The following is a 9,997-nucleotide window of genomic DNA, read 5'->3' on the forward strand; positions in this document are numbered from 1 at the left end:
GGAGGGGGCCCGCTGGGAGCGAGCCGCCGCAGAGGCCGTGTTCCGCCGGCTCGGAGCGGCCTCCCCCGCCCCGACACCGCCGCGACGCCCGGCAGGCCCGGGGGGACCCCTCACGGCGCGCGAACTCCAGGTGCTGCGCCTGGCGGCATCCGGCCTGACCAACAAGGCCATCGCGAGCGAGCTCGACGTCAGCGTGCGCACCGTCGACCGCCACATGAGCGAGCTGTTCCGCCGGCTCGGCGTGCCCTCGCGGGCCGCCGCGACCGCGTACGCCTACGAGCACGGGCTTCTGGGCGACTGACGGATGCAGCGCGGCTGGCCCGGAATACCCACACGGCCACACCCAACATGGCGGGAATCGCCGACGCGGCGGCGCCGGGCCCCGGCCTAGCCTGGACGGAGACCGGCACGGAACCGGCCGATCGGAGCCCATCATGACACTCGCAGCGCACCCAGCAGCCACCCCATCCGGCACCGCGCCAACCACCACACCGGCGGCCGCGGCCGCCGCCGCGCACACCGTCTACGACGTGCTCGTGATCGGCGGAGGGCAGGCCGGCCTCGCCGTCGCCCACCGCCTCGTGCAGCGCGGCGCCCGCTGCCTCGTCCTCGATGCCTCGGCGCGCATCGGCGACGCCTGGCGCACCCGGTGGGACAGCCTGCGGCTGTTCACCCCCGCCCGCTACTCGGCCCTCGACGGCCTGCCGTTCCCGGCACCGGCCGCGAGCTGGCCCAGCAAGGACGAGATGGCGGACTACCTCGAGCAGTACGCCACCCACTTCGCGCTCCCGGTGCGCAGCGGCGTGCGGGTGGACCGGCTCGGCCGCGACGGCGACGGCTTCGTGGCGCACAGCGGGGACGCGCGCTTCCATGGGCGCACCGTCGTCGTGGCGATGAGCGACTTCCAGGCGCCGCGCCGGCCTGCATTCGCGGCGGCGCTCGCGCCGCACATTCGGCAGCTGGACGCCGGCTCTTACCGCAACCCGCGGCAGCTGCCACCCGGGCCGGTGCTCGTGGTCGGCGCGGGCAACTCCGGCGCGGAGATCGCGAAGGACCTCGCCGCGAGCCGTCCGGTGCTGCTGGCCGGCCGGGCCGTCGCAGAGATCCCGCTGGGCATCACGCACCCGCTGAACCGCCACCTGCTGGTGCACCTGCTGAACGGCGTCGTGTTCCCGCACCTGCTCTCCCTGCGCACCCCGCTCGGACGCCGGCTGCACGCTGCGGGCGCCTCCGCCCCGCTGATCCGGGTGAAGGCGCGCGAGCTCGATCGCCTCGGGGTGCGCCGCGTCGGCCGCGTCATCGATGCCCGGGACGGTCGCCCCGTGCTCGAGGACGGCACACAGCCGGACCCGGCCAGCGTGATCTGGTGCACCGGATTCGACCCGCGCTTCGGCTGGGTCGACCTCCCCGCCCTCGACCCGGATGGCTCGCCGCTGCACGAGCGCGGCGCGGTGCGGGCCGTGCCGGGGCTGTACTTCGTCGGGCTGCACTTCCTCAGCTCGTTCTCCTCCGCGATGGTCCACGGGGTGAGCGCCGACGCCCGCCGGATCGCCGACGCCGCGATTGCGCAGGCGGCACCTGCGCAGGCGGCCCCTGCGCCGGCGTCGACGTATGCTGGATGAGCTGCGACGACGGATCCTCCTGCCGTCGAACGCCTCTCGGCGCAGGCCCGCGCCAGCCGAGATTGCCAGGAGCACAGCATGATTCAGCGCACCACCGCGCGCGCGGCGGCCCTCGCCGCCGCCACCCTCGCCCTCGCCCTCACCGGGTGCGCCCCGGCCACGGCGCCCGCACCGGGCGAGGCTCCCCTGGCCGCGGCGGCACCGACCGCCACACCGGCAGAGACCCCGGTCGCCGAGTCCGCCCCGCCCACCGACGGCGCCTGGCCGGCCGGCTGGACGGAGGAGCTGCCGCACCCGACGAGCGGCACCGTGCTCTACAGCCACGCCGAGCGCGCCGCGCTCTACAGAATCGGGCTGGTCTCAACCCCCGAGGCGTTCGGCGCGCTCGTCACCGAGTTCGGCGCCGCGGGCTACACGGACGAGGCCGGGCAGGACGACGAGGGCGAGGAGCACGCCGAGGTGCACAACTTCACGAAGGACGACTGGCGCGTGATCCTCCGCGGTGTGAACACCGACGCCGGGTTCGAGCTGCACTACCTCGCCAAGCAGGAGCGCTAGGCGGGAGCGCTCGGCGTCGCTAGACGTCGATGCGGTCGCGGGAGAGCGTCTCCGAGCTGTCCACGATGAACTCCTTGCGCGGGGCGACGTCGTTGCCCATCAGCAGCTCGAAGACGCGGCCCGCGTTCTCCGCGTCGGACATGTTCATCCGGCGGAGGGTGCGGTGTCGCCGGTCCATCGTCGTCGTCGCCAGCTGGTCGGCATCCATCTCACCCAGGCCCTTGTAGCGCTGGATCGGGTCCTGGTAGCGCTTGTTCTGCTTCTTCAGCCCGGCCAGCACCCCCTGCAGCTCGGCCTCCGAGTAGGTGTAGATCGTCTCGTTCGGCTTCGAGCCCGGGTTCATCACGACGACCCGGTGCAGCGGCGGGACGGCGGCGTACACCCGGCCCTCCTCGATCATCGGGCGCATGTAGCGGAAGAACAGGGTGAGCAGCAGGGTGCGGATGTGGGCGCCGTCCACGTCGGCGTCGCTCATGATGATGACCTTGCCGTAGCGGGCGGTCGACAGGTCGAAGCTGCGGCCGGAGCCTGCGCCGATCACCTGGATGATGGCGGCGCACTCTGCGTTGCCCAGCATGTCGGCGACGGACGCCTTCTGCGTGTTCAGGATCTTGCCGCGGATCGGCAGCAGCGCCTGGTGCTCGCTGTCGCGGGCCACCTTGGCGGTGCCGAGCGCCGAGTCGCCCTCGACGATGAACAGCTCGCTGTTGGCGACGTCGTTGGAGCGGCAGTCGGCCAGCTTGGCCGGCAGCGAGGAGCTCTCCAGCGCGTTCTTGCGCCGCTGGGTCTCCTTGTGGGCGCGCGCGGAGATGCGCGACTTCATCTCGGCGACGACCTTCTCCAGCAGCAGCGAGGACTGCGCCTTGTCGTCGCGCTTGGTGGAGGCGAAGCGGGCGGCCATGCTCTTCGCGACGACGTTGGCGACGATGGCGCGCACGGCCGGGGTGCCGAGCACCTCCTTGGTCTGGCCCTCGAACTGCGGCTCGGGCAGGCGAACGGTGATGACGGCGGTGAGCCCGGCCATCACGTCGTCCTTCTCGAGCTTGTCGTTGCCGGCCTTCAGCCGGCGCGCGTTCAGCTCCACCTGCTGGCGCAGGAACTTGAGCAGCCCCTGGTCGAAGCCGAGCTGGTGGGTGCCGCCCTTGGGGGTGGCGATGATGTTGACGAAGCTCTTCACGACGGTGTCGTAGCCGGTGCCCCAGCGCAGGGCGATGTCGACCTCGCAGTCGCGCTGCAGCTCGGTCGGCAGCATGGCCCCGTGCTCGTTCAGCACCGGGACGGTCTCGGTGAAGTGGCCGGTTCCGTGCAGGCGCCAGACGTCGGTCAGCGGGGCGTCCGTGGCGAGGTGTTCGACGAACTCGGAGATGCCGCCCTCGAACTGGAACGAGGTGGTGTGCGGCTCCTCGCCGGTCTCGTCGAGGATGTCGATGGCGAGGCCGGGCACGAGGAACGCCGTCTGCCGGGCGCGGCCGAGCAGGTCCTCGACCTGGAATCCGGCGCCCTTGGTGAAGATCTGCCGGTCGGCCCAGTAGCGGATGCGGGTGCCGGTGACGCCCTTGGCCGTCTTGCCGACGACGCGCAGCTCGCTCTTCTTCTCGAACGGGGTGAAGGCGGCATCCGGGCTCGGGTTCTTCGTGTCGGCATCCGCGAAGATGCCGGGCTCGCCTCGGTGGAAGGACATCGCCCATGTCTTGCCGCCGCGGTCGACCTCGACGTCGAGCCGCTCGGAGAGGGCGTTCACGACGGAGGCGCCGACGCCGTGCAGGCCGCCGGACGCCGCGTAGGAGCCGCCGCCGAACTTGCCGCCGGCGTGCAGCTTGGTGAAGACGACCTCGACGCCGCTCAGCCCGGTCTTGGGCTCGACGTCGACGGGGATGCCGCGGGCCTTGTCACGCACCTCGACGCTGCCGTCGGAGTGCAGCACGATGGCGATCTCGGTGCCGTGGCCGGCGAGGGCCTCGTCGACGGAGTTGTCGATGACCTCCCAGAGGCAGTGCATCAGCCCGCGGGAGTCGGTGGAACCGATGTACATGCCCGGGCGTTTGCGCACCGCTTCGAGGCCCTCGAGAACGGAGAGGTGGCGGGCGGAATAGTCAGAACTCACGACAGCCAAGCCTAGTTACTCTTGGCCCGTCTGCCGCGCGCGAAACACGTCTCGACGCGGCGGGATCCGGCCCAGGTCACGACTTGGGCGTCAATGCCTACGCGGTGAGCGAAATAGCACCACGTTTGGGCATGGACGGCCCCTCCGCGTGCTTACATGGAGTGTCAGCAGATGTTGTGCAGACACCATGCATATCGGTTCGATGGAGGAGGAGCCCATGTCACAGATCACCAGCCCGAGCGGTGCGGTCGACGAGCTCGAGACCCCACACCAGCTGACGGCCCTCGACCGTTGCGACGCGTGTGGCGCACAGGCCTACATTCGCGTCGTGGTTTCGAGCGGCGAACTGCTGTTCTGCGCCCACCACGGGCGCAAGCACCAGGAGAAGCTCTCCGCGCTCGCGCACAGCTGGCACGACGAGTCCAGCCGCCTGCTCGAGGACAACGCCCGCTAAGACAGACTCTGTTGAGAGCTATTCGCTCTCAAGCCCGAGCCGCACCGCAATCTGATTGCGTGCGGCTCGTGCTATTTCATCGACGGATGCCGCGCGCTCCCCGCGCTGGTAGTCCAGCCCGGCCCGGCGGAACATGCGCGCGAGCAGCTCGTCGGCCAGGCCCGGGTTCTTGGCCAGGACCGGTCCGTGCAGGTGGGTGCCAAAGACGTCGCCCATGACGACGCCCTCCTGGCCGGAGCCGCGGCCGTTGCCGCTTCCGGAGAGCACCCGGCCGAGCGGGGACGCCTCGGCGTGGTTGTAGTCGCGGGCGTGGTTCTCGAAGCCGACCAGGCGGCCGAACTTGCTCTTGACGACGAGGTCGTCGGTCACGCGGGACTCCCGCGGCACGGCGCGGCCCGGCAGGATGCCGATGCCCTCGATCGCGCGCACGGGGCCGCCGTTGGATCCGGCGAGCTCGATGCCGTGGCTGAGCAGCTCCCAGCCGGTGCCGACCGCGAGGATCGGGACGCCCTCTGTGCCCCAGCGGCGCAGCTCCTCGAGGAGGGTGCGCAGCTTGTCGCGGGCGGCCTCGAGCTCGTTGTCGGAGCCGGAGCCGATGACGACGGCGTCGACGTGGGCGGGCAGCTCGCTGGCGTCCTCGACCGCGACGACGCGCGCGCTCGCCCCCGCCCACTCGGCCCGGCGGGCCAGGACGCGGGCGTTCTCGGCGTCGCCGTTGCTGTTCAGCAGGCTGGGGAAGAGCGTGACAATGGTGAGCTCGTCGCTCATTCGGGTGCCTCCACGGCGCTCAGCCCGAGGTGCGCGCGGGTGCGGCGCATCGAGTCGGCGGAAAAGATGACGGTCTTGACGCCGCGCGACGGCTCCGGCATCGCCAGGAACTCGTCGACGGCCTTGCCGAGGTCGCGCTCGATGCGGCCGATCTGCACGTTGTCGTAGCTGAGCTGCAGGGCCAGCTCGTCGGCCTTGGAACCGGAGACGATGTCGACGTGGCCGAGGCCGGAGGTGTCGACCGGCCAGAAGTAGCTGGGGTCGCGCACGTCGGAGCCGACCGCGAACAGGATCTGCTCGGTGTCCGGGTCGAGGTGGTCGATGTTCAGCTGGAAGCTGGCCGGGTTCTGCACCAGGACGAACTCGACCGTCGTGCCGCGCACCTGCAGCGTCTCCCCGCGCCCAAAGACGGGCGGGATGGAGCCGATGGTGGAGACGGCGATGGCCGGGTCGAAGCGGTTGCCCAGCACGGCGCGGGCCGTGGCCAGCGCCGCGGCGGCGTCGACGGCGTAGTGGGTGCCGCGGGCGGGGAGGCGCACGGTGGTGACCGCTCCCCCGTCGATGGTCACCTCGGTGCTGCGCCCGGACACGGAGCGCACCAGTACCCCGGCCTCTGACGGCATCCGCCTGGGCGTCATGGCGGCCAGGCCGAGCCCGCGCGGGTTCGCGTCGAGCACGTCGACGCTGACACCGAAGCGGGGCGTGTCGACGGTGCCGCGGAGGCGGGTGACGATCTGCTCGAGGAAGGCGTCGTCGGCGTTCACGACCACGGCCTGCGTGGCGCGGAGGGCGATCTTCTCCAGCATCCCGGCGACCATCTCGGAGTCGTGGAAGCGGTCGATCTGGTCGACCATGACGTTGGTGAGCAGGACCACCTTGGGCTTCAGCGCGTCGGCGATGAGGGCGCCGTGGCCCTCGTCCATCTCGAGCACGGCGATGTCGCCGGCGATCCGCCCGGTGAGGCTCGCCTCCTCCAGCAGGGCCGAGGTGAGGCCCTGCGAGATGTTGGCGGTCGACGGGTTCGTGAAGACCTTCTTGCCGTGGCCGCGCAGGGCGGCCACGAGCATCTTCGTCGTGGTCGACTTGCCGCTGGACCCGGTGACGATGACGAGGCCCTCCGGGAAGGAGTTCAGCGTCTCGGTCAGGAAGCCGGGCGCGATCTTGTTGACGACGAGCCCGGGCACGGCCGAGCCCCCGCCGGGCTTGCGCAGGCGCGCAAGGACCCGGACGCAGCGACCAATCAGGATCGCCGGGGCATAACGGAGTCCCACCGGCCTACTCGAGGTAGTCGCGCAGCGACTGCGAGCGGCTCGGGTGGCGCAGCTTCGCCATCGTCTTGGACTCGATCTGGCGGATGCGCTCGCGGGTGACCCCGAAGGTGTCGCCGATCTGGTCCAGCGTCTTCGGCATGCCGTCGCCCAGACCGAAGCGCATGCGGATGACGCCCGCCTCGCGCTCGGAGAGGGAGTCGAGCAGGCTCTCCAGCTGCTTCTGCAGCATGGTGAAGCCGACGGCGTCCGCGGGGACGACCGCCTCGGTGTCCTCGATCAGGTCGCCGAACTCGCTGTCGCCGTCCTCGCCGAGTGGCGTGTGCAGGGAGATGGGCTCGCGGCCGTACTTCTGCACCTCGACGACCTTCTCCGGCGTCATGTCGAGCTCGCGGCTGAGCTCTTCCGGCGTGGGCTCGCGGCCCAGGTCCTGCAGCATCTGGCGCTGCACGCGGGCGAGCTTGTTGATGACCTCGACCATGTGCACCGGGATGCGGATGGTGCGGGCCTGGTCGGCCATGGCGCGGGTGATGGCCTGGCGGATCCACCAGGTGGCGTAGGTGCTGAACTTGAAGCCCTTGGTGTAGTCGAACTTCTCGACCGCACGGATGAGGCCCAGGTTGCCCTCCTGGATGAGGTCGAGGAACTGCATTCCACGACCGGTGTAGCGCTTGGCCAGCGAGACGACGAGGCGGAGGTTGGCGCCGAGCAGGTGGCTCTTGGCACGCGCACCGTCCTTGGCGACCCACTGCAGCTCGCGGCCGAGCTGCGACTTCTTCTCGGCGTCGGTCATGTGCGAGAGCTTGTCCTCGGCGAACAGGCCGGCCTCGATGCGCATGGCCAGCTCGACCTCCTCTGCCGCGTTCAGCAGGGCGACCTTGCCGATCTGCTTGAGGTAGTCCTTGACGGGGTCCGCGGTGGCGCCGGTGATGGCACTGGAGTAGACGGGGACGTCGTCCTCGTCGTCGGTGACGGAGAGGACCAGGGCGCCGGTGGGCAGCGGCTCCGTGACGACGGAGCGCTTGGGCTGGCCGTCCTCATCCTCGTCATCGACCTCGTCGGCGGCTGCTGCGGACTCGTCGACCTCGTCCTCGACGGCGGTCTTCTTGGCGGCGGCGCGCTTGCGCGGCGCGGCCTTCTCTGCGACCGGCTTCTCGGCTGCGGCCTTCTCGGCGGCGGCCTTGGTCGTGGTCGCCTTCGCGGCGGTCTTGCGCACGGGCGCCTTCTTGACCGGGGCGGCCACAGCCTCAGCGGACACAGCCTCAGCGGACGCAGCGTCGGCGGGCTCGGTGGCGGCGTCTTCGCTCGCGGCGGGCTTCGTGGATCGGGTTGCCATTCGAGCACCTCTCAGACTGGCGAGCGATGGCACGCCCCGTCGGGGCAGCCATCTCTCGTTGTTGTTCCTTTCGGGGCGGAGCCACAAAAGGACATTACGAGGACCCATGTCAAGTCCTGGGCCGTTTCCCGAGCGCGAGCAAGGGAAACCCAAGTCAAGAACGGGTCCGTCTTTGATTATTGCACGGATTCGTGGCCGCGGATGCCGCAGGCACCCGCTCCGGCGCTAGTGACCCCCGCGGTGGCGCCACCGCCTGGACAGTGCAACCCAGATGGGGGCCACTTCTATTCCCTCTTCGTGGCGCATCTGGCGCCGCGTGCGGCCCCGGGCGCGCAGCAGCATCACGACGCCGAAGCCGATGACCGCGTACTGCACCAGGAAGGCGATGCGGAAGGAATCCGCGGAGTAGAGGTCACTCGGCTCGCCCGCGGCCTGCCGCGCCTGGTCGAGCAGGTCCAGCACGGCTCCGATCAGGAAGATCATCACGAAGCCGGCCGAGAAGCCGCCGATGTTCACGATGCCGTTCGCCGAGCCGAGGCTGCGCAGCGGGTTGAAGGTGCGGGCGAAGTCGAGTCCGATCAGCGATCCCGGCCCGCCGATGCCGAGCACGACGACGAGAACGCAGATCAACCAGAACGGTGGCTCCCCCGGCCAGAGCAGCACGGCGGTCCAGGCCACGGCGATGCCGAAGACGATCGCGAGCACGAGGGTGCTGCGCCGCAGCGGGAAGCGCGCGGTCAGGATCCCGATGATCGGCCCGGCCACCATGCCGGCACCGACCAGCACGAGCAGCATGGCGGCGGCCGTCTGCTCGCTGTAGCCGAGGCCGAACACGAGGAAGGGGATCCCCCAGAACATGGTGAACACGGTGCCGGCCGACTGGGTCACGTAGTGCGACCAGAAGCCGAGCTGGGTGCCGGGGCGCTTCAGCGCGCCGCGCAGGTGCTTGATCGCGTCCGCCAGCGAGGAGGCGCGGTGCCCCTCCGGCGTGCCGGCCGGCCTGTCCCGCAGGGCGATGATGCCGAGCAGCAGGGCGAGCACCGAGACGGATGCCGCCGAGACGAACGCCGGGGTCCATCCGAAGGTGTGCAGCACCCAGGCGAGCGGGACGGCGGAGAGCACCTGGCCGAGCTGGCCGATGTTCCCGGCCCACTGGGAGAGCTGGGGCACGATCGGCCCGGCGAACCAGGAGCTGATCAACCGGATCAGGGAGATGAAGATGGCGGCGTCGCCCGCGCCCACCAGGATGCGCCCGACCACGGCGAGGGTGATGCTCGGCGCGAACGCCATGAACAGCTGGCCGGCCACCATCAGCGCCGTGCCGGCGAGCATGAGGGCCCGCGGCCCGAAGCGGTCGATGAGCACGCCGACGGGGATCTGCATGGCCGCGTAGACGAGGAGCTGCACGACGGCCAGGCTGGAGAGCGCGGCGGCGGAGCTGTCGAACCGCTCGGCGGCGGCCACGCCGGAGATGCCGAGCGATGTGCGCTGCATGACGGCAACCAGATAGACGAATGCGCCGACGCTGAAAATCAACCAGGCTCGACGAGAATTCACTGATCCAGCCTAACCAGCCCGGGGCACCCTCCCGTGCCACCGGCGCCGCGCGCTACGGGGCGAGCGGCGGCTCGCCGTCGTTGTGCCGCTTGAAGGCGAGGAACTTCTCCAGCTCCGCCGCGATCTCGTCGGCGCTCGGCAGCTCGCCGTCCTCGTCGGTCAGCGGCGACCGCAGCGTGGTGCCGGCCATGTAGCTGTCGTGGCGCTCCTCGAGGGCGCCGACCAGCTTCGCCAGCTCCCCGTTCTCGGCCACCTGGGCGTCGATCTTGCCCAGGAACTCGCGGTTGGCCTCACGCAGCCGGTCGGTCGGGAAGATCAGCCCGGTGGCCG

Annotated in this window: 9 protein-coding genes and 1 pseudogene; 4 read left to right on the forward strand and 6 right to left on the reverse strand. The window is 70.7% G+C overall.

Annotated features, from left to right (window positions below; all coding sequences use genetic code 11):
* From GY24_RS16365 to GY24_RS16375, 3 genes are all read left to right on the forward strand, one after another.
* Positions 1-301, forward strand: a 301-nt coding sequence (locus tag GY24_RS16365) for a response regulator transcription factor (RefSeq protein WP_133161230.1), incomplete at its 5' end; no start/stop codon positions are given.
* 133 nt (positions 302-434) lie between these two features.
* Positions 435-1,622, forward strand: coding sequence for a flavin-containing monooxygenase (locus tag GY24_RS16370; protein ID WP_104477593.1), 1,188 nt, complete (start codon positions 435-437; stop codon positions 1,620-1,622).
* Between the two features lie 78 nt (positions 1,623-1,700).
* Positions 1,701-2,180 (forward strand): hypothetical protein, encoded by a 480-nt coding sequence (locus GY24_RS16375; RefSeq protein ID WP_104477594.1) that lies wholly within the window; start codon positions 1,701-1,703, stop codon positions 2,178-2,180.
* 19 nt (positions 2,181-2,199) lie between these two features.
* Here GY24_RS16375 and GY24_RS16380 read toward each other — a convergent pair whose 3' ends face one another.
* On the reverse strand, positions 2,200-4,284 hold the full coding sequence (locus GY24_RS16380; RefSeq protein WP_104477596.1) for a DNA gyrase/topoisomerase IV subunit B: 2,085 nt from the start codon (positions 4,282-4,284) through the stop codon (positions 2,200-2,202).
* A 217-nt stretch (positions 4,285-4,501) separates the two neighbouring features.
* On the opposite strand from GY24_RS16380, the gene GY24_RS16385 reads away from it, so the two are divergent.
* Positions 4,502-4,738 carry a DUF7455 domain-containing protein gene (locus tag GY24_RS16385; RefSeq protein WP_067227241.1) on the forward strand — a complete coding sequence of 79 codons (237 nt, stop codon included), beginning with the start codon at positions 4,502-4,504 and terminating at the stop codon, positions 4,736-4,738.
* A gap of 18 nt (positions 4,739-4,756) precedes the next feature.
* Here the strand turns inward: GY24_RS16385 and GY24_RS16390 are convergent, their stop codons facing one another.
* The 5 genes and pseudogenes from GY24_RS16390 to GY24_RS16410 form a co-directional block, all read right to left on the reverse strand.
* Positions 4,757-5,506 carry a type 1 glutamine amidotransferase gene (locus GY24_RS16390; protein WP_104477598.1) on the reverse strand — a complete coding sequence of 250 codons (750 nt, stop codon included), beginning with the start codon at positions 5,504-5,506 and terminating at the stop codon, positions 4,757-4,759.
* Complete coding sequence (locus GY24_RS16395) at positions 5,503-6,777, reverse strand: MurT ligase domain-containing protein (protein WP_104477600.1); 1,275 nt, start codon at positions 6,775-6,777, stop codon at positions 5,503-5,505. Before GY24_RS16395 ends, GY24_RS16390 begins: the two co-directional genes overlap by 4 nt.
* Before the next feature lie 4 nt (positions 6,778-6,781).
* Complete coding sequence (locus GY24_RS16400) at positions 6,782-8,110, reverse strand: RNA polymerase sigma factor (protein ID WP_104477602.1); 1,329 nt, start codon at positions 8,108-8,110, stop codon at positions 6,782-6,784.
* Positions 8,111-8,335: 225 nt separating this feature from the next.
* Positions 8,336-9,667, reverse strand: coding sequence for an MFS transporter (locus GY24_RS16405; protein WP_104477604.1), 1,332 nt, complete (start codon positions 9,665-9,667; stop codon positions 8,336-8,338).
* 52 nt (positions 9,668-9,719) lie between these two features.
* A pseudogene (locus GY24_RS16410) lies at positions 9,720-9,997 on the reverse strand (PAC2 family protein); the annotation flags it as partial.

This window comes from Microterricola pindariensis (assembly GCF_002936985.1).
GTDB classification, from domain to species: domain Bacteria; phylum Actinomycetota; class Actinomycetes; order Actinomycetales; family Microbacteriaceae; genus Microterricola; species Microterricola pindariensis.

Excerpts from the sequence above, each read along its gene's own strand:
- GY24_RS16375 (WP_104477594.1), top strand. The coding sequence starts at position 1,701 with ATGATTCAGCGCACCACCGCGCGCGCGGCGGCCCTCGCCGCCGCCACC.
- GY24_RS16390 (WP_104477598.1), bottom strand. The coding sequence starts at position 5,506 with ATGAGCGACGAGCTCACCATTGTCACGCTCTTCCCCAGCCTGCTGAAC.
- GY24_RS16385 (WP_067227241.1), top strand. The coding sequence starts at position 4,502 with ATGTCACAGATCACCAGCCCGAGCGGTGCGGTCGACGAGCTCGAGACC.
- GY24_RS16400 (WP_104477602.1), bottom strand. The coding sequence starts at position 8,110 with ATGGCAACCCGATCCACGAAGCCCGCCGCGAGCGAAGACGCCGCCACC.
- GY24_RS16370 (WP_104477593.1), top strand. The coding sequence starts at position 435 with ATGACACTCGCAGCGCACCCAGCAGCCACCCCATCCGGCACCGCGCCA.